The sequence below is a fragment of the Aquimarina sp. AU58 genome (assembly GCF_900312745.1).
Taxonomy (GTDB): domain Bacteria; phylum Bacteroidota; class Bacteroidia; order Flavobacteriales; family Flavobacteriaceae; genus Aquimarina; species Aquimarina spinulae.
The window spans coordinates 1,871,589-1,892,447 of record NZ_OMPD01000014.1 but is presented as its reverse complement, the minus strand read 5'-3'; the positions used below and the strand labels follow the sequence as shown (position 1 = coordinate 1,892,447).

The window sequence follows — 20,859 nt, the reverse complement described above, 5'->3', positions numbered from 1 at the left end:
AACATATATCTTATGAATATTCCACATACCAATTTACCCAGATTAGTCGTAATTGGCGGGGGTTTTGCCGGAGTTGCACTAGCAAGAAAAATGGTTAAAGAAGATGTACAACTGGTCTTATTAGACAGACATAATTACCACACTTTCCAACCGCTTCTTTATCAAGTATCTACATCATCATTAGAACCAGATTCTATTGCATATCCGCTTCGTAAAATTGTAAAAAGAGGTAAAAATACTTTTTTTAGAATGGCCGAAGTAACAACTATTGATCCGGATATTCAAAATATACATACCAATATCGGTAGCATTTCTTATGATTACCTTGTTATTGCTACCGGTGCGCGAACCAATTTTTTTGGAAATACTACTATAGAAAATAATGCGATGCGAATGAAAAATCTACCGCAAGCATTAAATTTACGTAGTTTAATGCTTGAGAATCTTGAGCAGGCAGTAATTACCACAGATCCAGAAGAAAGGAAAGAATTGCTGCGCTTTGTTCTTGCAGGTGCTGGTCCAACAGGTGTTGAACTAGCGGGAGGAATTGCAGAATTAAAATTAAATGTGCTTCCCAGAGATTATCCCGATATGAATTTTGATGATATGGAAATTCATTTAATAGAAGGTGCCCCTCGTGTACTCCCTCCTATGAGCGAACATGCATCGGAAAAAGCAGCTAAATTCTTAAAAAAACTAGGAGTACATATTCATACCAACACACAGGTACAACATTATGAAAATAATATAGTAAGTACTAATACTGATTTATCTCTTAAAACTGCTACTTTTATATGGTCTGCTGGTGTGACTGGGGCTCCTGTATCTGGAATAGATGCAAAATCTCTAATACCAAGAGCCAATCGATATAAAGTAAATGAATTTAATCAGATCGATGGGTATGAAAATATTTTTGCTATCGGTGATATCTCTGTAATGGAAACTAAAAAATATCCCAAAGGGCATCCCATGGTTGCACAACCGGCAATACAGCAAGGAAGCCATCTTGCCAAAAACTTAAAACGCTACCTTAGAGGTAAAGACATGGTCCCTTTTAAATATTTTGATAAAGGATCTATGGCTACTATTGGTCGTAATAAAGCTGTAGTCGACATCGGAAAATTTAAATTCGGAGGGTTCTTTGCCTGGTTTATATGGATGTTTATTCATTTATGGTTCCTGGTAGGTTTTAGAAATCGATTTGTTACTTTTTTTAATTGGGTATATAATTATATTAATTATGATAAGGCAGCACGATTAATTGTTAGACCTTTTAAGAATAAGGAAAATACTATAGAACGAGTGTAATCTATAATGAAATCACTTTTTTCAAGGTTTTGATTTAAATCTAAAGTTTTTATTACAGATAACCCTCCCTTTTTTCTGGTTTCGAACTCATATGAAATCATCATATTAAACCTTGTGACAGATCAAGACCTATTATCAAATAGTACTTAAGAATACATTTTAATTTACACCACAACCAATATAACTCTTTGCAAAAATTAAAATTTTGATAAACGAGATAGACTCATAGTATTTTTCTAGTGTTTTTATATTCTTCTATAATTTTCTACTGTCAACAAATACCAAATAAATAAGTAGCATAATTCTTACCTTTATTCAAGCATAAAATGTTATAACTTCTAATGTACAAACACAGTACAGCACATACACTCTTTAAAAAATATCTATATTAAATAAACGGTAATACTGTATAGATATAATATTAACCTAAACCTATATAATATTATCACAACACATAATCTTAAAACCTAATAATTATGAAAACTAAAGTTTTAGTAGTCCTATTTGGATTGCTCACAATGTATCTTTCTTATGGTCAAAATTCATTTTCGAAAGCCGGTATAAAAAAAGGAAGTATTCGAGTAAAATTCGATAAAAATCAACAAAACACCCTTGAAAAGCACACTAAGTCAGTTAAACAGTTACGTATCAATAATCCAGGATTCGAAGGTATCGTTCCAACAGGAATTACCAGTTTTGATGAGATATGTAAGAAATTCGGGGCTACAAAAATGAGAAGAGTCTTTCGTCATGGAGGAAAACATGAAGCCAAACATCAAAAATATGGATTACATCTCTGGTATGAAGTAGAATTTAATAAAAATACCGACTTAGAGGGTTTAGTGAAGAAGGTTTCTTCTTTATCCGAAATTAATACAACTTCCTATATCCATAAAGCAACTTTATCTGGGTCGTCTTCAACAAAAAATGGAGATGGAGACAAAAAAAAATTCACTCCTAATGACCCTAAGTTTGGGGAGCAATGGCATTATAATAACACTGGCCAGAATGGTGGTACTTCGGGAGCAGACATAAAACTACCCGATGCATGGGAACTGGTAACAGGAAACCCCAATGTAGTTGTAGCGATCACTGACTTAGGTGTTGATTATAACCATGAGGATCTAAAAAACAATATGTGGATTAATGAAGGCGAAATTCGTGGTAATAATATAGATGATGATAATAATGGTTATGTAGATGACTACTATGGATACAATTTCAATCAGGACAAAGGTGAAATTTCTCCTGGTGAGCATGGTACCCACGTAGCTGGTACTGTAGGAGCAGAAACCAATAATAACATAGGTGTCTCTGGTGTAGCTGGAGGTAGTGGAAAAGGAGATGGTGTAAAACTAATGGTTTGCCAAGTATTATTATCCAATATAGGAGAAGTTAACCCAGAAGCATTTGTATACGCTGCAGATAATGGTGCTGTCATTTCTCAAAACAGTTGGGGATTAGATGGTTCAAGTTTTCCTGCAGATTTCAAAGATGCCATTGATTATTTTACAGACAAAGCTGGAGGTACTGGGTCTGCTATGCAAGGTGGACTAGCAATCTTTGCCTCTGGTAATGCTAATAAAGATGGTGATTTTTACCCTGGAAAATACGAACGTTGTTTGGCTGTTTCTGCACTTGACAAAAATAATAAGAGAGCTTCTTATTCTAACTTTGGCAGCTGGATAGATGTTTCTGCTCCTGGAGGAGGAGGTTCGCCAGGTGTACTAAGTACTCTTCCTAATAATAAATACGGCCACTTGTCAGGTACCTCGATGGCTTGTCCCCATGTTTCAGGAGTAGCTGCTCTAGTATTATCACGGGCCTATGGTATCCTTACCAACGAAGATCTAAGAACCTTGCTCACGCAAGCTACTGATCCTATAGATCAACTCAACCCTGGCTATGAAGGTAAACTAGGCACAGGTACTATCAACGCATTAAAAGCAGTATCAGCGGCCTCTAATGAGCCGCCTCCGGCTCCACAAAATTTCAAAGCTTCTAATATAGAACCTGCCAGAATCACTCTAGTATGGGACAAAGTAAATACTGCTGTATATTACGACGTACAAATTAGAAAAATTAATGGCGACTGGACGACTTATGAAAACTCCACTAAGACGACTATAACAGTAGAAGCAGATGCCACTACAGAGTATGAGATTCGTATCAAAGCAGAAAATTTTGCCGGAGAAAGCGATTACACAACACCTATCAGGGTTACTACCCAAGATTGGCCTAACTTATCAACTGCTCCAGAAAATATCAAGGCTCCTATTTTACGTTTTAATCTTATCAAATTCACTTGGGATCATGTATATGGATCCAAAGAATATGATGTACAGGTCAGAGAAAAAGGAAAAGATTGGAACACCACCACTGGCATTAAAAGTAATGAGTTTGAAACAGCAACTTCTCAATTAACTGATTATGAATTTAGGATAAAAGCCAGAAACCCAATAAGTGAGACTAGTTATAGCGCTATATTTTCGGTTACTACTCCAGATATTTTATATTGTGATCCTACAGGAAGTAATACTGCATTTAGCCATACGAGTTTAGTAAAACTAGGAAGTATCAATAACACTTCTGGCAGTGATGGTGGATATGGGGATTATACCCATCTTTCCACCGATGTTCAAAAAGGAAGCACCTATACTATTAATGCAGCCACAGGTGGTGGATTTTTTGGTGGAAGTAACAACAGGCTCAGAGCCTGGATAGATTTCAACCAAGATGGCAACTTCTCTGATAACGAAATCGTTCTAGAAGGAATAACTAATGGCAATGCTCCTATATCACAATCCTTTACCGTACCTACCAATGTAAAAAATGGAATTACAGGACTGAGAGTATCTCATGTATTTGGTGGTTTTACTTATCCAGATCCATGTACTCCTCCATTTTTTGGAGAAGTAGAAGACTATAAGGTACATATTAAAGGTAATCGTATTTCTACTATAGCTAATGAGAATATTCAAACTCCTACAGGTAATGATCTTCTTAGTGTTGTTAATTTTCCAAACCCTGCACATGGTATGTTCAAGGCAGAAATTAATATTCCAGAAAAAGGAAGTTATACCATTAAGCTAATCAATAATATGGGTTACATAGTAACAAAAAGTCAAATAAATACTAATAAAGGTAAATTACTGAAAGAGTTTGATACTAGCAATTTACCACAAGGTTTATATCACTTGATCATTACCGATAGTAAAGATAAAAGTATTACAAAACAAGTAATGATATTTTAATGAGAGGAGTTTTTATTCTCTAAATTAATTAAAAAATTAAGGGCTGTTTGTTACAAACGGCCCTTATTCTTTCTATAAGCCTAATCAATTCCTTAGTACTTTCTCTATATTTATCAGTTTATCATCATTTTTCTACAGTTCGGTAAAATTCAATTTCAGTTTTTATATAGATAGCCCATTTTTGACCTCACAATCAAAAAATTATTATATACATGAAATTAGCACTAACCTTTGCCTTTATCACAATTCTATTATCAACAAACGCCCAAACTACTATTACAGGAAATGTGACTGACGCATCAGGAATTCCGATCGAAGGAGCAAATGTCTATCTAGACGGAACTTATGATGGAGGATCCTCTGATACAAACGGAGCTTTTTCTTTCTCCACTTCAGAAACAGGGCCTCAAACCTTACTCGTTTCTTTTCTTTCTTTTGAGACATATACGATATTAACCGATGTCTCTGCAATGAACAACTTAAAAATTACACTAAGAGAAGATGTAAATTCTCTAGGTAGCGTCGTTCTTAATGCTGGAACATTTTCTGCCGGGGATAACAGTAAGGCTTCTGTACTCTCTCCTTTAGACATTGTTACTACAGCAGGTGCTGCAGGGGATTACATTGGTGCTTTTCAGACATTACCAGGAACATCTACAGTTGCCGAAGACGGTAGACTTTTTGTACGTGGTGGAGATGCTAATGAAACTAATATCTATATCGATGGGCTTAGAGTTTTTCAGCCCTTTGCTGCAACCACAAATAATATTCCTACTCGTGGGAGGTTTTCGCCTTTTCTTTTTAAAGGTACTAACTTTTCTACCGGAGGATATTCTGCAGAATATGGCGATGCTTTATCAAGTGTTTTATTATTAAATACTATCGATGAACCCGATCAGGAAAAAACAGACTTATCATTTATTAGTGTTGGTCTTGGTGTAGGAAATACACAAAAGTGGAAAAAGAACTCGCTAAGTATTAATGCTTTTTACCTCAACCTAAAACCCTATCAGGAAATTATATCACAACGAGTAGATTGGAAAAAACCATACGAATCGTTATCAGGAGAAGCAGTATACCGCCATACATTTGAAAAAGGACTTTTAAAAGTATACGGAGGTTTAAACTATGCCGAATTTGATCTTGTTCAGGAAGATATCAATACACCAGAAGGAGTTAATTTTGGGCTTAAAAACAGGAATTTATACCTCAATACCTCGTATAAAGGAAGCTTGGGTAACGATTGGACTATCACAACTGGTACTAGTTTTGCAAATGATCATAACGATATTAAAATTGTAAATACCAATGTTGATAATAATGAGAATAGCTTTCATTTTAAATTGAAATTAAGAAAGAGATTTAGCAATCGTTTTAAATTAAATTTTGGTGCAGAACAATATGTAACTACATTTTCAGAAAATGTTTCTGTTCCTGATGCCGACACTTTTAAAAGTTCATTTGATAATAATAGTACTGCAGCTTTTACCGAAGCTAATGTGTTTTTCAGTAAAAAACTAGCAATGCAAATAGGAGTTCGCGGAGTTCATAATACTTTATTAGATTATACCAAGATCTCACCTAGAGCTTCTTTAGCGTATAAAACGTCATCAAAATCTCAGATATCATTAGCATATGGTGATTTTTATCAGGCACCACAACAAGATGTTTTAAAATATAATGAAACCCTGGAGCCCGAAAAATCATCACATTATATTTTTAATTACCTATATCAAAATAATCGAAGAACTTTTAGAGCCGAAGCCTATTACAAATCTTATGAAGAACTCGTTAAATTTGACACAGATCGCCCAGAGTTTACCAGTTTGTATACTAACAATGGAAGTGGTTATGCTGCTGGACTAGATATCTTCTGGCGAGATAACAAATCTATCAAGAATCTCGAGTATTGGGCCAGTTACTCTTATCTCGATACTAAAAGAGATTACAGAAATTATCCTAATAAAGCGACTCCAAATTTTGCAGCAAAACACAACCTTTCTCTGGTTACAAAATATTGGATTGAAGATTGGAAGTCATTAATGAGTGCTACCTATAATTTTGCTTCTGGCAGACCCTATAACGATCCTAATCAATCTGTATTTCAAAATGAAAAGACAAAAACTTATAATTCAATCAATTTGAGTTGGGCATACCTTATTAGTCAACAAAAGATCCTATACTTCTCGGTTTCTAATGTATTGGGGTTTGATAATGTTTTTAACTATCAGTATGCAAATACACCCAATGTCGATGGAAACTTCTCCAGACGTGCTATAAGACCTAATGCAGATCGCTTTTTTATCGTTGGTTTTTTCTGGACCATCAGTGATAATAAAACCGATAATCAATTAGATAATCTTTAAAACTTGGTAAAACTATACTCTATACTATTATGAAAACTTTAAAATTTACCGTTATTCTATTGCTTATGTTATGTACAAAAACAAATATTGCTCAAGAATCAGAACATTCTCTTACTGTTATTGTCACTAATATCGAATCTAACCAGGGTACGATACAGGTAGGGCTCTATAATTCTAAAGATAATTTCCTGAATAAAACATACCAATCTATCAGTACTAAAGCCAAAACCGGAAGTGTTGAAGTTGTTTTCAAAAATGTCCCTAAAGGCGAATACGCAATTTCATTATATCATGATACTGATAATAACCAGAAACTTAATACTTTTCTTAGCATCCCCACAGAACCATATGGGACCAGTAATAATGCAAAAGGAAAGTTTGGACCGCCACAATGGGAAGATGCTAAGTTCTTAATTTCTGATAAAGCAATCGTACAATCTATCAAATTGTAATGGTATCTACATTTCATCCATTAAAAAATACACTTCGGTCATAATTACTTTAAAAAGATCAGTTTACTAATGATCTTTACACTATAAATTAAAAATTAAACCATCATGAAAACAATAGTTATTATACTTGCTTTTTTTACCATTACTGCAACCAATGCCCAATCATCATATGAAAAAGGAATGACTAAAGCTTTTGAATTATGGGGAGATAAAAACCCAGACGAGGCTATTAACCTTTTTGAACGTATTGCGAAAGCTGAAAAAGAAAACTGGCTACCGTATTACTATGCTGCCCAAGTTCATATTATTACAACTTTTACTATAAAAGATGCAGAAGCTATAGAATCCAGATTAAAAAAAGCCCAGGATTATCTTAATGAAGCAAAAACATATGCGAGTGACAATGCCGAAATATTAATCATGGAAGCATTACTTAACACAGCATATGTTGCATATAATCCTTCGGTATATGGGATGACATTGTCTGCCAAAGTTGAACAATTATATCAAAAAGCAAAGGTATTAGAACCCAAAAATCCCAGAGCAACTTTATACCATGCCGAATGGAAAATGGGAGGTGCAAAATTCTTCGGTAAAGACCCAAAAGTCTTTTGTCCTGAGATAGAAAAAGCTATCTTGTATTTTGAAAACGAATCACATGATATTCCATTTTACCCAAAATGGGGCAAAGATCAGGTAAAACGTGTTCAGGAAAACTGTAAAGGATAATTTTAAAATCAAAAATTAGCCCTTGATCATATTAAAATAAAAAGAGGTATATGAATGATTTAAAAAAAATAGCCATTGTTTCACTAGTAGTTTCTGCAATAGTTGCATTAGTAACTTTATTAGTAAATGGATTTAATTTTGACCGAATCCTTACTGTAAAATGGTGGACCATTGCCTATATGTATTGTTTCATTCTAACCTATCTAAACTCTCTTTATTTTAGCATTTTAAATAATAAATTCGAATGGAAAAACAAGGGGTTACAAAGGGTTCTAATTGGAGCCGGAGGTTCTATCATTATAACAATGGTGGGATATGCAATATGCCAGTTTGTTGTTGCTGTAGTCATACTTAAAACCCAAACAAGCTCAGAATTTATTATTGATCAGTCTTTTAAAGATTACCTGTTTCCATTATTACTAACAGTTATCATTTCTCTATTCTTTCATACGGTATATTTCTATAAAGCATTACAAGAGAATAAAGTTACCGAGCAAAAGATTATAGCAGGAACTGTTTCTGCAAAATTTGCAGCATTAAAGAATCAATTAGATCCTCATTTTTTGTTTAACAGCCTTAATGTATTAACCTCTCTAATTGAGGAAAATCCAAAAATGGCACAAAAATTTACAACATCATTATCAAAAGTATATCGATATGTTTTAGAGCAAAAAGATAAAGAATTAGTCACTGTGGATGAAGAATTAAAATTTGCTCGAACGTATATGACCTTAATACAATTACGCTTTGAAGACAGTATTATTTTTGAGATTCCTGAGCAAGCATTAAACCCTGAAGCCAGAGTAGTACCATTATCATTACAAATCTTACTTGAGAATACTGTAAAGCATAATATAGTGATGCCAGAGAACCCTCTGCATATTAAAATATACGAAAAAGATAATTTTCTAATCGTTGAAAATAATCTTCAACCTAAAGAAGTCATAAAACAAAGCAGTGGCGTAGGCTTAGGAAATGTACAACAACGATACGCGCTATTAACGAAAAGAAAATTTTCGGTGTATAAAACGGAAGATGCATTTATTGCAGAGCTTCCAATATTAACAAAACAAATAAAATCAGCAGATATGACAATTTCAGAAAATATAGAACACACAAAAAGCATAAAATATAAAAGAGCAAAAGAACGTGTACAAAAGATCAAAGAATTTTATGGTAATCTGATTTCTTATGTAATCGTTATCCCTTGCCTGGCTGTACTAAATTACAAAACAACAGGATTTGGTATTCCCTGGGTTATATTTCCTATTGTGGGTTGGGGTATCGGACTCATCTTTCATTATTCAGAAGCTTATGGATATCACCCTGTATTAGGAAAGGATTGGGAGGAGAAAAAAATCAGAAAATATATGAACGAATCAAATGACAGCTATCATGAATGATTATAACGAAGAAAAAGCTTACGAAAAAGCAAAGAAAAGACTTGAAGAAGAAAAAGGTTTCTATTCTCACCTTGCCGTGTATATTGTAATCAATATTGCTCTACTGTTTTTTATGTCTAAACTAACAGTATTTATTGGAGCAGATCCTAATGATTCTGGTTTTAAAAACTGGAGATTCTGGAATACCTTTTTAACTCCTGTAGTATGGGGAGTTGTATTACTAGGTCATGGATTATGGGTATTTAGAGAAAGGTTCTTTCTAAAAAAATTCTTTAAAAAATCTATTTTCAGCAAAGATTGGGAAGAACGTAAAATCAAAGAATTTATGGACAAGGATAAATTTTAATTCTTTAAAAAAACATCAAGAACTTTAAAATTAGTGATTATGAAAGATTTTGAAAAAGTAAAAAGATATGAACGAGCAAAAGAACGAGTAGAAGGATTAAAAAAGTTCTATACCAAACTATCCGTTTACATCATCGTCATAAGTTTTCTAGCAGGATTAAATTATTACGAAAATGAATGGAGACATGCGTGGTTTTTATGGGTAGCATTTGGTTGGGGAATCGGTTTAATCATTCATGCTATAAAAACATACGGAATAAACCCTTTATATAATAAAGATTGGGAAGAACGTAAGATCAAAGAGTTTATGCATAATGAGAATTTTTAAATCTTTTTAAATAAAACCATCATGAAAGATTTTGAAAGACAAAACATATTTAATCTAGCCAAAATAAAGGCACAAAAAGAGAAAAGGTTTTATTATCATCTATCGATTTTTGTAGTTGTTAATATCGCACTATTATTCTTAAAAGGAGAATATCTGGTTTTTAGTAGTACGGTTACTACAGAGAATCAAGAAATCATAAAAAGTTGGTTTGATAGGATCATGCTTATCATCCCAGTACTTTGGGGGATAATTTTACTGCTTCATGGATTGCTAATTCTTGGTGAATCTCTGCTTTTAGGTAAAAATGATGATTAGGAAGGTTAAAAAATATGGTATCAAACTATAAAACGAATACATTATGAAAGATTTCAATAAAGAAAAAAGATATGAACGAGCAAAAGAACGAGTAGAAGAATTAAAAAAATTCTATAATAATCTATTCTCTTATGTTATCGTTATTGGATTTTTAGCCGGATTAAATTATTATCAAAATGAATGGCATTATGCTTGGTTTTTATGGGCTGCATTCGGTTGGGGAATTGGTTTAGCTTTTCATGCAGTCAAAGCCTATAGAATAAATCCTATGTTTGATAAAGACTGGGAAGAACGTAAGATTAGAGAATACATGGACGAGGAACAAAATCAGGAACAACAACGTTGGGAATAAAAATCATACTATCAAAGTGTGAAATTAGGAGTGCTATACACTAAGGATACATTCTTTACCTCTTTAAAACTAACTAACTAACTATAAAAGAATGAACATTATAATTATTGAAGATGAAAAACCTGCTGCCAGACGTCTAAACAGAATGCTTGGTGAACTAAATATAAAAGTACATACCATGTTACATTCTGTGCGAGAATCTATAGAGTGGTTTAGTACAAATGAACATCCCGATCTAATTTTTCTGGATATTCAACTTAGTGATGGGTTATCTTTTGAAATATTTGATGCAATTACCATAAAAAGTTCCATCATATTTACGACTGCTTATGATGAATATGCACTCAAAGCTTTTAAGCTAAATAGTATCGATTACCTGTTAAAACCAATAGATGATGAAGAGTTAGAAGTTGCTGTACAAAAATACAAGGAACAATTACCACAAAAACAACAGCTTCAGATAGATTTTGAAGATATTAAAAAACTGCTCATAAATCCTATGGATCGCACGTATAAAAAGCGATTTACCACCAAGGTTGGACAGCATTTAAAAATATTTTCGGTAGAAGATATCGAATGCTTTTATTCTGAAAATAAAGGAACATATCTGCATACAACAGATAATAGAAATTATCTGATCGATACAACTCTAGAATCTCTTGAAGACGAATTAAATCCACAGCAATTTTTTAGAGCAAGCAGAAAGTTTTACATCAATATAAATGCGATACAAGATATTATATCGTATACCAATTCGAGATTACAAATCAAACTTAATCATTTTAACGAACAAGAAATTATTGTAGCGAGAGAGCGAGTAAAGGATTTTAAATTGTGGTTAGAATGATAGAGACTAAGAGTAGTATTTACTCTTGGTTTAACTATTGTTTGTCATCAGAAACTCACAAATTGATCCATTAATTTGTTCTGGCAAAGGTATCCCTATCCATATCTGTTTCACCAGGAGAACACTTCACTTTTAAGTATTTTATAAAATAAAAGGCAATCCTCTAAACTATTTCTTGGTCGATTGAAGAAGCAACTGCAATATATTCTATATCTCCTTTTCATTTTTCACCATTATGAGCATGTGATATAAATATTCTGGAAAAATAAAAGTATTACTTACTTTTGATAACACACATTCTATCATAATGACAATCCACTATAAACCTTTATTAGGCAAATACCTTATTTTACCTTTATATATTCTTGTATTCAACTCCTTTAGTATTTCTGCTCAAGAAAATGATAGTCAAGATGCTATAGCATATATTAAACAAGCTGGGTTACTTTACGACAACGAAGATTATGGAAAAAGCATGTTTTATTATGACAAGGCCGAACAAATAGCTAAAAAATCACATCACGATTCTTTATTATCTATTATATATGCTAGAAAAGGTCATATACATCTTAGAGATGGAAAAAACAAAGATGCACTTGATGCCTATTCAAAAGCATTAGATATTACAGAATTAACAGGGCATAAAGAAATTGAAATTAAGGCTAATTCGGGGCTCATTGTTATTCTCAAAAGAATGAATAGATTAGACAAAGCTTTAAAAATTGCCCGTCACTCACTCAAGTTAATTCCGAATACTAATCTTCATAAAAAAGGAGCTCACGCTAGTATTTTGATTCTTACAAGTGAGGTGTATCTAGATAGAGAACAATATGATTCTACATTATATTATATAGAAAAAGGGCTAGATATAAGCAAAGAACTGGGATATAAAGAAGCCATTTTAGACTTATACATAAAAAAAGGAATGGTATATTATTACCAAAAAAAATATGATACATCCTTAGATTTTTTATTTAAAGCAAAAGATATTCTATCTCAACAAGAAATTAACAACAAGACCTATCCCATAATCAATACCAATTATTTCATTGCAAGTTGTTATTATCAGCAAGAATTTTATGATAAAGCAATTAGCGTATTAACGAATAGTATAAACAACTTTGCAGAAAATGATTCCCTAAAACCTCCCGCGATTAGATCTCATTTACTACTAGCTCATTGTTACAATGAAAAAAAAGAACATGAAAAAGCAAATCTGTGGAGTAACAAATATGTTAAGCTAAATGAATCTTATCAAAAAGATAAGGATCAAACGGTAGATATTATTCACGAAAAAGAAACGAATAGACTTCAAAAAGAAATAGCAACTCTTAAGGCAAAGCAAACCAAAGATAAGCAAGCGAAAAACCTAATATTCTGGATTCTTTTAATCACGTTAACGACGCTAACTTGTATCGTTTTTATATATATCAAAAAACAACGATCCAATAAAGTTTTGTTTAATAAATTAATGAAAGAAATTAATGATCTAGAATCTAATAAACAAACTACAGTTAACAGGAAAGAGTCGTCTAAAGAAATCATTATTGACGATCAGAAAATCAATGAGATCATTAAAGGCCTAGAAAAATTAGAAGTTCAAGAATACTTTTTAAAGTTAGAATGTAATTTACGGTCCATGGCAAAAAAGTTAAAAACCAATACCACATATTTATCCAAAATAATAAACATTCACAAAGAAAAAAACTTTACCGATTACATCAATGACCTTAGAATTGAATATGTGCTAAAAAGATTAAAAGATGATAAAAAATTCAGGTCATTTTCTATTCAATCCATTGCTGCAGAAATTGGATATAAAAGTAGTTACTCGCTGGTGAAACATTTTAAAGCAAAAACAGGGATCAATCCGTCCTATTATATTAAGAGTTTGGATAAACAGTATTTAGACCCAGAAATTAGTATATAACTCATGGCTATTTTAAACAATTTAGCCATAAGTAATTGTTATAAACCCTTAGAATAAAATATATTTCTAACGAAATACATTTTTCTTAACTCTTATATACTTAAGAAAAAAGCTTATAACTAACCAAATCATCTTAAAAATGAAAAAAGACAAAACACAAAAAATCAATCTCAAAAAGTTAACAATAGCAAGGATCTCTGTAGATTCTATGAAAAAAATAGAAGGTGGAACTAGTGTTTTAACAAGTGAGATTGCAGAAGTAAACGGAGTGATTATCGATTATTGTTATCACGAAAAGTAAATAGTATTTTTCAAAATATGTATTACCCAGCCAATGTGCAGGTTTTTTTATGGCTATTTTGTTTAAAATGGCCATACTTCATTTTTAATACCCCTAATTGCTACATACTTTAGTTTCAGAATCAAAATATCCGCAGTGATTAATTTTGATAAAGGGGCAGCCGAAAACCTTATCTAACAGAGTAGGTAATTAAAACTTATCATCATGTTTAATAACATTTTAGATTTAAAAGGAGCAACTCAATTAAGCAAAAACGAACAACAAACAATCAAAGCTGGTACATACTATGGCGATCAATGTCTTAGACTTTGTAGTGGTCATTGTTCTTTTGGACGTTGTTTTGAGCAGTTAGACTAAATATCACTTCCCCTAAGGTTAATCCTTAGGGTTTTTTTGTTGTATTTCTAATTTAAAACACTAAAAATGATTCTTAAAATTTTAAAAGTAAACGGAGTTACGATACTTAAAAAACAGCATCAGAAATCGATTCATGGTGGTACTTCTGGATGTCAAAATGTAGCAAGAAAATGTACAGAGGATAGTGATTGCTGTTCAGGAAGTTGTGGAGTAGAAAGAATAATAAACGGAAACATAGTTACACTTTCTATATGTTCATTTACCTAAATATCTGGTTCTATTTTTTGAACAACCAGTAAAGATTAAAAAAACAAGAAGTTATCAGGATAATAGACAGAAAACTGCAACTGTCTTAAAATGTTTGCTACTATAAAACAACTAATTTTTAATAAAATGAAAAAAATAATGCAATTAAAAGGGGCTCAAGTTTTAAATAAAAAAGAGCAAAAATCTATTAATGGAGGTAACACAGGTATGCGTTGTTATAATCATGCTGACTGTAATGTTTTAAATTCGATACCTGGTTTTGAGCACGAAGAATTCTTTTGTTTTTGGGGAATGTGCCAAATAGCCTAGTAGATTTCTTCATACATATTGAATTAACAAAAAGTCAAAAGGTCGAATGATCTCTTGGCTTTTTTTGAGGCAAGGAACGTAATAAACTACTAAAAAGATTAGTATTCCCACTGTCTTTTCTTATTAAGTTCTTCCTCGGCTTCTAATTCTTCCTTCGGAATTACTTTAAGAAAAGATGGATGTTGTTCTATAGCAAACTCTAATTTACTTACGATATCATCGATAGAATCATTTTCATAATCAATATCCAGTGGTTTTTTTATCACCATAGATTGTAATATTCCTCGTTTTTTAATACGAATACCTTTTTTATCAAAAGATCTTCTAAAACCGTCTATTACAATAGGAATTACTATGGGTTTATATTTCCGAATAATATGAGCAGTTCCTTTACGAATAGGCTTAAAAGGTTTTGTAGTTCCCTGCGGAAATGTAATCACCCACCCATCATCTAATGCTCTAGAAATATTAGTAATGTCACTCATTTTTACCTGGCGATTCACATCTTTTCCTTTCTCTCTCCAGGTACGCTCTACAGTTATAGCTCCGGCATACGCAAGAATTCTTGCTAATAATCCGGCTCTCATCGTTTCTTTTGCAGCTACATAATAAAGATTAAGCTTAGGTTGCCATAAATACCCTACATTCTTAATAGAGTCTGTACGACCACTTAGACTTGCATTAAAAACATGAAACATTGCTACTACATCAGCAAAATAAGTTTGATGATTAGAAACAAATAACACATTATTATCAGGAAGGTTTTTAAAAATTTCGCTTCCTTCAATTTGTAATTCATTAAAACCTCTATAACGACTATGCGTTAACCCACCCATAATACGGATAAGCCATTTTTTAAAAAATAATATATGTCCAAATGGATTTCTTTTAAATAATCCCATATGTAGAAAACCGGTTGTATTAGGAATGCCAAATATACAAAATCATAATGCTATTGACGTCTTTAAAAGCATTTTAAGCTCACTTAACATCATTGCAGTTGCTCCCCAAACTACGTAACCATTTAGTTCAAAGGAAGGTACCTCTATATTCTGTGCATAAGAAGTAGTTAATTTTTTAAAAACAACATTATCTTCGTTAAGAAGTTCTGTTAGCGGAACCTCGATAACTTTTGCAACTTCTTCTTTCTGGCGAATAAAATTGGGTCTTCTCTCAGAAAACCCTAAAAACGGATGTACCCAAAAATTAGAAGGAGGGATATATACTTTGGTGAGGGATTTAATAATAGTAACAGTATTAGGCTGTACTCCTACCTCTTCATGAGTTTCTCGTAGTGCTGTCTCTGTATAATTTATATCATACATCTCTACTTTTCCTCCTGGTAATGCAATCTGTCCCGAATGTACTCCTTCGTATTCGGGTCGTAAAATCAGTACAAGATGAGTTATGCTATCCTTTGGATAAAAAAACATCATCACCGCTGCATTTCTAGGGCTTCTCTCTTCAATTTTAAGATGATTCAATGCTTTCATACGAGCTTCTGGAGCCATAATAAAATGGGAAGATTCTCCCGGTACTGACATTTTTTCTATTTTTGGGATTAAATTCTTAAATGTTTCAAATGTCATTTACCAAATCAATTTTATGCTTTTGCGTATCTATTTTCATATTCTCTAGTTGTGAAGATACACATTCTAAGAAAAATAAACAGGATGTAAAAACAAATACAGATTCAATTTCTGTAAATGACAAAAAGGGAAAAGAAGATACCACAGCAGCGCAGAATGAAAAGAAATCTAATAACGAAAATAAAGATACTGAAGAAGAGCCATTTAGACTCACTAATAATAATCTAGAGGAATTCCTGACTACTTATGGTAAAGAAAATCCAGAGACATTAGTTAATATAAAAACTATACATGGAGATATTCATATCAAATTATACAAAAAGACGCCTATTCATAGAGCAAATTTTATTTACCTGGTAAAACAGAAATATTTTGATGAAACTTTTTTCTATCGTGTTGCCAAAGGTTTTGTGATCCAGGGAGGTAATAGTGATCGCCAACAAATGGCAAACAAACGTCATGAAATTGGAGACTATACCATTCCGCAGGAACCTGTAAAAGGTTTAAGACACACCAGAGGAGTCGTTGCTTTATCCAAACAATGGGTAGATAATCCATCAAATCGTTCAACTCCATTCGAATTCTTTATTGTAATTGCCAAAAATGGAGCTTTTCATCTGGATGGAGAGCATACGATTTTCGGAAAAGTTGTAAAAGGAATGGATGTGGCCGATAAAATCTCTAATGTTCCTACAGATGGCAGCGAATGGCCAAAAGAAAATATTTTTATAAAAGCTGAAGTGATTAAGTAAATAGTATACTAGCAATGAAGTTCTTACTTCGTAGCGCTGCTATGAAGCACAAAAAACACTTGAATTGATCAAAAAATTACTATTTTTCGCCAGAATCAAAAAAGTCTAAACCACTTCAATACAAAAAGAAAAAAGCGGACCTAAGTCCGCTTTTAAAAATTTAGCACGGTGCAGCAATAGTTTCGCATTGACATGTGTTATGTGTTCCCACGGCCCACTTTACACGTTCCTTATACGGCCCCATAGGATGTGCCAACCCACCTTTTACCTGTGCAATAGTTTTCTTGTTTAATTCTAATTTTTTAAAATTCATTTTTTTCATGTTATAAAAGTTTTATGATTTATACCATCATATCAACAAGGAAAAAAATTGTTACCCAAAAAAAGAAACTATTTTTATAAAAACCGAAGAGAAGGAATAAAACAAAGAAGAAAGTGGTTTTGCTGTATTTAGGATTATTTAAAACCTATAAGATTTATCTACATCTATTTCTTGTTATTGAAAAGAAAAAAGCCCTTTGAAAGGGCTTTTTAAAGTAAATTTTAAATACTTCTCTTATGATTATAGCCGTTGGCATTATCATCTTAGAAAGCAGGGCCACAGCCACTATAATTCAGGCATTTTACAAACTTCTCATCATTCGTAGGATGTTGTTCATCGCACGCACCAAATATTATACTACAATCTGTTCTCATTCTTCCACCTGATATATTTTTTAGGCTACCTCTAGTTAGTGATTTGACACCATTAATTTCTAAAATAGATTTTAACATGATTATTGTTTTAAGAATTAATTTGTTGGTAGTTTTTTAAAGTCGCTTACAACTTTTACGACTATTTTCGCGAAAATATTTTATAATATCATAACATGTTATTTGTCATAAAGATAAGGTAATGGTATACTGTATTGAAAGGTGTGGTACTAAGCATTTATAAATCTTAACTTATCAATTTATAAATCTTAACTTCTATTTTTATTACATTCTTATTGGTAATTCAAGGCAAAAATTGAAGGATAAAGAACTAGTACAATATACTCTAAAAGTTTTATTGCTTATATCTACTACCAAAAACTACAACTTCTGCGTATAATAATTATAATCTGCGATTACCCGATCTACGAATTGTAATGGTTTTTCTTGCGGAGTAACATCCATTAAAGCACTTACTTTTTTAGAAAGTTCGAGAATGATATTATGATCTGCATCTCGTCTTGCTTCGGTATAAATAGTTTTTATTTTACGCATCTCTGCATCACTAAAAACAGTAACCTGGGGATACACGGCCACATAGTCTTCGGGAATATCGACTAATATGGTTTGGTTAAATCGTACACGTTGCCGCTCACTAATCACAGTAGTACCTGCTGCCATATCTCCCAGGCGTTGTCCTTTGCCGTTTAATAAAATAGAAACAACCGCAACACCGCCAAATGCCAAAGTAATATCTAATAAACGAAGTAGCCATCGCACCAGGTAATTCGAAAAAGCAGGTCTTGCTCCATCCATACGGGCCACTTTTATTTTCATCGTTGCTTTACCGGGAGTTTTACCATCCCAAAATGTTTCCCATAATATAAAGTATAAAAACGGTGGTAAACTTAAAATTAACCAGAAAGCCCACTCGTCTCCAAAATCGAGACTCAATGCCCCAATCATAAATATAGTTATGATAAAATAAGCTATGATAATCAAAAGATCAATGAGATACGCTAGAATACGCTCTCCTATTCCGGCAGCATTTTGCTGTATACTAACATTTTGAGCAGTTTCTATTTGAAAATTATCCATTAATTATGTTTCTTTGAGCCTCTTAATCTTCGATACATGCGTGAGGCGGCTTTTGTGAGGCAAAATAAAGATAAATGGTTAAAATTTGAAAGTGTTCTGGTTAATAATGCTCAAATAACTCCAGATGAGCTTTCTAATTTATATATAGAGATAACTGATCACCTTAGTTATGCTCAGACATTTTATCCTAATAGTCAAACTCTTAATTATTTAAATGGTTTGGCATCTAGTGCTCACCAAAAAATCTATAAAACAAAAAAAGAGAAAAAAAATCGATTGTATTCTTTTTGGGTTAAAGAATTTCCTTTAGAATTCTATCAATATCAAAAGCACTTACTTATCGCATTTCTCATTTCTGCTTTATTTACGGCTATTGGAGCATATTCTTCTGCGACGGACGGGGCATTTGTAAGGTCGATTTTAGGTGATGCTTATGTAAATATGACACTAGAAAATATTGCTAACGAAGACCCCATGGCAGTATACAAACAAATGGGAGAAACCAATATGTTTTTAGGTATCACCATAAATAATATTAGAGTAGCTCTTAATTGCTTTATTTTAGGAGTGATGTTTGGGATAGGTACCGTATATATGCTTATGCAAAATTTTATAATGCTAGGCTCTTTTCAGTATTTTTTCTACGAGAAAGGATTGCTTTGGGAAAGTGCTCGCACCATATGGATTCATGGTACGATTGAAATCTCTGTGATTATTATTGCAGGATGTGCAGGTCTGGTTGTAGGAAACTCTATTTTGTTTCCAAAAACGTATACTCGACTTACTTCTTTTGTTAAAGGAATTAAAGCTGGGTTAAAAATTGTGATTAGCACAGTTCCCTTTTTTATATTAGCAGGGTTTTTAGAAGGCTTTGTCACCAGACATACAGAAATGCCTGATTGGCTGGCTATTTTAATCATATCTGGGTCGCTAGCTCTAATCTTGTTTTATTATGTAATTTACCCCAGACAACTTTATAACAGACTAAAAAATGAATAACGACTACATAGAATTTAAGAAAAAAAGAGAATTAGGAGATATCCTAACAGATACTTTTGCTTTTATACGACAAAATGGTAAATCATTACTATCTGTTTTGTTAAAAACTTCGGGAATCCCTTTTATATTACTCTTGCTTGCTTCTGCTTATTATACGCATTCTTCTGCGAATATTTTTGATCCGGTGAGTATTAGAAATGGTGGGATGTATAATTCGGGAACCCTTATTATTGCTCTTTTTGCAATGTTGGCAACCTTACTCGTATTTTATGCATTACTATTTGGTACTGTTTTACACTATATTAAAAACTATATAGATAACAAAGGTAATGTCGACCTTGAAGTTGTATTGCATGGCGTAAAAAAAGATTTTGGAAATATTATCGGATTAGGAATTCTTTCGGGATTAATTACCTTTTTTGGTTTCATGCTTTGCCTTATTCCTGGTATCTATTTGTATGTCCCTATGAGCTTGGTTTTTTCAATTCTGGTATTTCGGGGTACTAGTATTTCTGATGCGATCAATGATAGTTTCCTACTCATAAAAAACGAATGGTGGATTACCTTTGCCACACTTTTTGTTATTGCTATCATTATAGGAGTAATAGGCTTTGTATTTTCTATTCCAGCATTAATCTATACCTTTACAAAAACATTTACTGCAGCTTCAGAAGGATCTTTGGCTGATCCATCTACTATGGTTGATTGGGTTTTTATCGCCTTAAACACCTTATCATCAGCAGCTCAATATATACTATATATTATCACCGCAATTTCTACTGCATTTATATATTATAATTTAAATGAAAGAAAACACGCTACAGGCGCTTTAGAACAAATTGATCTTTTAGGTAAATCAGAATAA

At 32.6% G+C, this 20,859-nt stretch carries 23 protein-coding genes; 19 read left to right on the top strand and 4 right to left on the bottom strand.

Going from position 1 to position 20,859, the window contains the following annotated elements:
- Nucleotides 1-12 precede the first annotated feature (12 nt).
- The 16 genes from DK441_RS19630 to DK441_RS19565 all read left to right on the top strand — a co-directional run bounded on the left by DK441_RS19630 (nucleotide 13) and on the right by DK441_RS19565 (nucleotide 14,863).
- On the top strand, nucleotides 13-1,308 hold the full coding sequence (locus DK441_RS19630) for an NAD(P)/FAD-dependent oxidoreductase (protein WP_109852185.1): 1,296 nt from the start codon (nucleotides 13-15) through the stop codon (nucleotides 1,306-1,308).
- A 476-nt stretch (nucleotides 1,309-1,784) separates the two neighbouring features.
- Nucleotides 1,785-4,562, top strand: a complete 2,778-nt coding sequence (locus DK441_RS19625; protein WP_109852184.1) for a S8 family serine peptidase — start codon at nucleotides 1,785-1,787, stop codon at nucleotides 4,560-4,562.
- Nucleotides 4,563-4,774: 212 nt separating this feature from the next.
- Nucleotides 4,775-6,928 carry a TonB-dependent receptor gene (locus DK441_RS19620; protein WP_109852183.1) on the top strand — a complete coding sequence of 718 codons (2,154 nt, stop codon included), beginning with the start codon at nucleotides 4,775-4,777 and terminating at the stop codon, nucleotides 6,926-6,928.
- Between the two features lie 29 nt (nucleotides 6,929-6,957).
- Complete coding sequence (locus tag DK441_RS19615) at nucleotides 6,958-7,380, top strand: DUF2141 domain-containing protein (RefSeq protein WP_109852182.1); 423 nt, start codon at nucleotides 6,958-6,960, stop codon at nucleotides 7,378-7,380.
- Between the two features lie 105 nt (nucleotides 7,381-7,485).
- Nucleotides 7,486-8,109 carry a hypothetical protein gene (locus DK441_RS19610; RefSeq protein WP_109852181.1) on the top strand — a complete coding sequence of 208 codons (624 nt, stop codon included), beginning with the start codon at nucleotides 7,486-7,488 and terminating at the stop codon, nucleotides 8,107-8,109.
- Between the two features lie 50 nt (nucleotides 8,110-8,159).
- Nucleotides 8,160-9,512, top strand: a complete 1,353-nt coding sequence (locus tag DK441_RS19605) for a 2TM domain-containing protein (RefSeq protein ID WP_109852180.1) — start codon at nucleotides 8,160-8,162, stop codon at nucleotides 9,510-9,512.
- A complete protein-coding gene (locus DK441_RS19600) occupies nucleotides 9,505-9,858 on the top strand; it encodes a 2TM domain-containing protein (RefSeq protein WP_235015794.1) in 354 nt (117 codons plus the stop codon). The genes DK441_RS19605 and DK441_RS19600 overlap by 8 nt, the downstream gene beginning before the upstream one ends.
- 39 nt (nucleotides 9,859-9,897) lie before the next feature.
- Complete coding sequence (locus DK441_RS19595; protein WP_109852179.1) at nucleotides 9,898-10,185, top strand: 2TM domain-containing protein; 288 nt, start codon at nucleotides 9,898-9,900, stop codon at nucleotides 10,183-10,185.
- Between the two features lie 21 nt (nucleotides 10,186-10,206).
- Nucleotides 10,207-10,500, top strand: coding sequence for a 2TM domain-containing protein (locus DK441_RS19590; RefSeq protein WP_109852178.1), 294 nt, complete (start codon nucleotides 10,207-10,209; stop codon nucleotides 10,498-10,500).
- 43 nt (nucleotides 10,501-10,543) lie between these two features.
- Nucleotides 10,544-10,852 (top strand): 2TM domain-containing protein, encoded by a 309-nt coding sequence (locus tag DK441_RS19585; RefSeq protein ID WP_109852177.1) that lies wholly within the window; start codon nucleotides 10,544-10,546, stop codon nucleotides 10,850-10,852.
- Nucleotides 10,853-10,943: 91 nt separating this feature from the next.
- Entirely contained in the window at nucleotides 10,944-11,699 is a 756-nt protein-coding gene (locus tag DK441_RS19580) for a LytTR family DNA-binding domain-containing protein (RefSeq protein WP_109852176.1), read from the top strand.
- Nucleotides 11,700-12,006: 307 nt separating this feature from the next.
- Nucleotides 12,007-13,629, top strand: a complete 1,623-nt coding sequence (locus DK441_RS19575) for a helix-turn-helix domain-containing protein (RefSeq protein ID WP_109852175.1) — start codon at nucleotides 12,007-12,009, stop codon at nucleotides 13,627-13,629.
- Nucleotides 13,630-13,768: 139 nt separating this feature from the next.
- On the top strand, nucleotides 13,769-13,930 hold the full coding sequence (locus DK441_RS26755; protein ID WP_160112189.1) for a hypothetical protein: 162 nt from the start codon (nucleotides 13,769-13,771) through the stop codon (nucleotides 13,928-13,930).
- A 204-nt stretch (nucleotides 13,931-14,134) separates the two neighbouring features.
- Nucleotides 14,135-14,287 carry a hypothetical protein gene (locus DK441_RS26750; RefSeq protein WP_159099283.1) on the top strand — a complete coding sequence of 51 codons (153 nt, stop codon included), beginning with the start codon at nucleotides 14,135-14,137 and terminating at the stop codon, nucleotides 14,285-14,287.
- 66 nt (nucleotides 14,288-14,353) lie between these two features.
- Nucleotides 14,354-14,554, top strand: a complete 201-nt coding sequence (locus DK441_RS19570; protein WP_074407824.1) for a hypothetical protein — start codon at nucleotides 14,354-14,356, stop codon at nucleotides 14,552-14,554.
- Between the two features lie 126 nt (nucleotides 14,555-14,680).
- On the top strand, nucleotides 14,681-14,863 hold the full coding sequence (locus tag DK441_RS19565; protein WP_160112188.1) for a hypothetical protein: 183 nt from the start codon (nucleotides 14,681-14,683) through the stop codon (nucleotides 14,861-14,863).
- 98 nt (nucleotides 14,864-14,961) lie between these two features.
- Here DK441_RS19565 and DK441_RS19560 read toward each other — a convergent pair whose 3' ends face one another.
- Both DK441_RS19560 and DK441_RS19555 read right to left on the bottom strand, forming a co-directional pair.
- Entirely contained in the window at nucleotides 14,962-15,765 is an 804-nt protein-coding gene (locus tag DK441_RS19560; RefSeq protein WP_074407826.1) for a 1-acyl-sn-glycerol-3-phosphate acyltransferase, read from the bottom strand.
- A 42-nt stretch (nucleotides 15,766-15,807) separates the two neighbouring features.
- Nucleotides 15,808-16,452 (bottom strand): CoA pyrophosphatase, encoded by a 645-nt coding sequence (locus tag DK441_RS19555; RefSeq protein WP_109853576.1) that lies wholly within the window; start codon nucleotides 16,450-16,452, stop codon nucleotides 15,808-15,810.
- Between DK441_RS19555 and DK441_RS19550 the strand changes: the two genes are divergently transcribed.
- Nucleotides 16,446-17,204 carry a peptidylprolyl isomerase gene (locus DK441_RS19550; protein ID WP_109852173.1) on the top strand — a complete coding sequence of 253 codons (759 nt, stop codon included), beginning with the start codon at nucleotides 16,446-16,448 and terminating at the stop codon, nucleotides 17,202-17,204. The two genes, DK441_RS19555 and DK441_RS19550, sit on opposite strands and share 7 nt — an antisense overlap.
- A 160-nt stretch (nucleotides 17,205-17,364) precedes the next feature.
- Here DK441_RS19550 and DK441_RS26745 read toward each other — a convergent pair whose 3' ends face one another.
- Together DK441_RS26745 and DK441_RS19540 are read right to left on the bottom strand one after the other, a co-directional pair.
- On the bottom strand, nucleotides 17,365-17,526 hold the full coding sequence (locus tag DK441_RS26745; RefSeq protein WP_158237238.1) for a hypothetical protein: 162 nt from the start codon (nucleotides 17,524-17,526) through the stop codon (nucleotides 17,365-17,367).
- 752 nt (nucleotides 17,527-18,278) lie between these two features.
- Entirely contained in the window at nucleotides 18,279-18,995 is a 717-nt protein-coding gene (locus DK441_RS19540) for an RDD family protein (RefSeq protein WP_109852172.1), read from the bottom strand.
- A gap of 36 nt (nucleotides 18,996-19,031) precedes the next feature.
- Here DK441_RS19540 and DK441_RS19535 point away from each other — a divergent pair, with 36 nt between their 5' ends.
- Together DK441_RS19535 and DK441_RS19530 are read left to right on the top strand one after the other, a co-directional pair.
- Nucleotides 19,032-19,994, top strand: coding sequence for a stage II sporulation protein M (locus tag DK441_RS19535; protein ID WP_109852171.1), 963 nt, complete (start codon nucleotides 19,032-19,034; stop codon nucleotides 19,992-19,994).
- Nucleotides 19,987-20,859, top strand: coding sequence for a hypothetical protein (locus DK441_RS19530; RefSeq protein WP_109852170.1), 873 nt, complete (start codon nucleotides 19,987-19,989; stop codon nucleotides 20,857-20,859). Before DK441_RS19535 ends, DK441_RS19530 begins: the two co-directional genes overlap by 8 nt.

Coding starts and splice junctions, on each gene's coding strand:
- DK441_RS19630 (WP_109852185.1), top strand. CDS start 13: ATGAATATTCCACATACCAATTTACCCAGATTAGTCGTAATTGGCGGG.
- DK441_RS19625 (WP_109852184.1), top strand. CDS start 1,785: ATGAAAACTAAAGTTTTAGTAGTCCTATTTGGATTGCTCACAATGTAT.
- DK441_RS19620 (WP_109852183.1), top strand. CDS start 4,775: ATGAAATTAGCACTAACCTTTGCCTTTATCACAATTCTATTATCAACA.
- DK441_RS19615 (WP_109852182.1), top strand. CDS start 6,958: ATGAAAACTTTAAAATTTACCGTTATTCTATTGCTTATGTTATGTACA.
- DK441_RS19610 (WP_109852181.1), top strand. CDS start 7,486: ATGAAAACAATAGTTATTATACTTGCTTTTTTTACCATTACTGCAACC.
- DK441_RS19605 (WP_109852180.1), top strand. CDS start 8,160: ATGAATGATTTAAAAAAAATAGCCATTGTTTCACTAGTAGTTTCTGCA.
- DK441_RS19600 (WP_235015794.1), top strand. CDS start 9,505: ATGAATGATTATAACGAAGAAAAAGCTTACGAAAAAGCAAAGAAAAGA.
- DK441_RS19595 (WP_109852179.1), top strand. CDS start 9,898: ATGAAAGATTTTGAAAAAGTAAAAAGATATGAACGAGCAAAAGAACGA.
- DK441_RS19590 (WP_109852178.1), top strand. CDS start 10,207: ATGAAAGATTTTGAAAGACAAAACATATTTAATCTAGCCAAAATAAAG.
- DK441_RS19585 (WP_109852177.1), top strand. CDS start 10,544: ATGAAAGATTTCAATAAAGAAAAAAGATATGAACGAGCAAAAGAACGA.
- DK441_RS19580 (WP_109852176.1), top strand. CDS start 10,944: ATGAACATTATAATTATTGAAGATGAAAAACCTGCTGCCAGACGTCTA.
- DK441_RS19575 (WP_109852175.1), top strand. CDS start 12,007: ATGACAATCCACTATAAACCTTTATTAGGCAAATACCTTATTTTACCT.
- DK441_RS26755 (WP_160112189.1), top strand. CDS start 13,769: ATGAAAAAAGACAAAACACAAAAAATCAATCTCAAAAAGTTAACAATA.
- DK441_RS26750 (WP_159099283.1), top strand. CDS start 14,135: ATGTTTAATAACATTTTAGATTTAAAAGGAGCAACTCAATTAAGCAAA.
- DK441_RS19570 (WP_074407824.1), top strand. CDS start 14,354: ATGATTCTTAAAATTTTAAAAGTAAACGGAGTTACGATACTTAAAAAA.
- DK441_RS19565 (WP_160112188.1), top strand. CDS start 14,681: ATGAAAAAAATAATGCAATTAAAAGGGGCTCAAGTTTTAAATAAAAAA.
- DK441_RS19560 (WP_074407826.1), bottom strand. CDS start 15,765: ATGGGATTATTTAAAAGAAATCCATTTGGACATATATTATTTTTTAAA.
- DK441_RS19550 (WP_109852173.1), top strand. CDS start 16,446: ATGTCATTTACCAAATCAATTTTATGCTTTTGCGTATCTATTTTCATA.
- DK441_RS19555 (WP_109853576.1), bottom strand. CDS start 16,452: ATGACATTTGAAACATTTAAGAATTTAATCCCAAAAATAGAAAAAATG.
- DK441_RS26745 (WP_158237238.1), bottom strand. CDS start 17,526: ATGAAAAAAATGAATTTTAAAAAATTAGAATTAAACAAGAAAACTATT.
- DK441_RS19540 (WP_109852172.1), bottom strand. CDS start 18,995: ATGGATAATTTTCAAATAGAAACTGCTCAAAATGTTAGTATACAGCAA.
- DK441_RS19535 (WP_109852171.1), top strand. CDS start 19,032: ATGCGTGAGGCGGCTTTTGTGAGGCAAAATAAAGATAAATGGTTAAAA.
- DK441_RS19530 (WP_109852170.1), top strand. CDS start 19,987: ATGAATAACGACTACATAGAATTTAAGAAAAAAAGAGAATTAGGAGAT.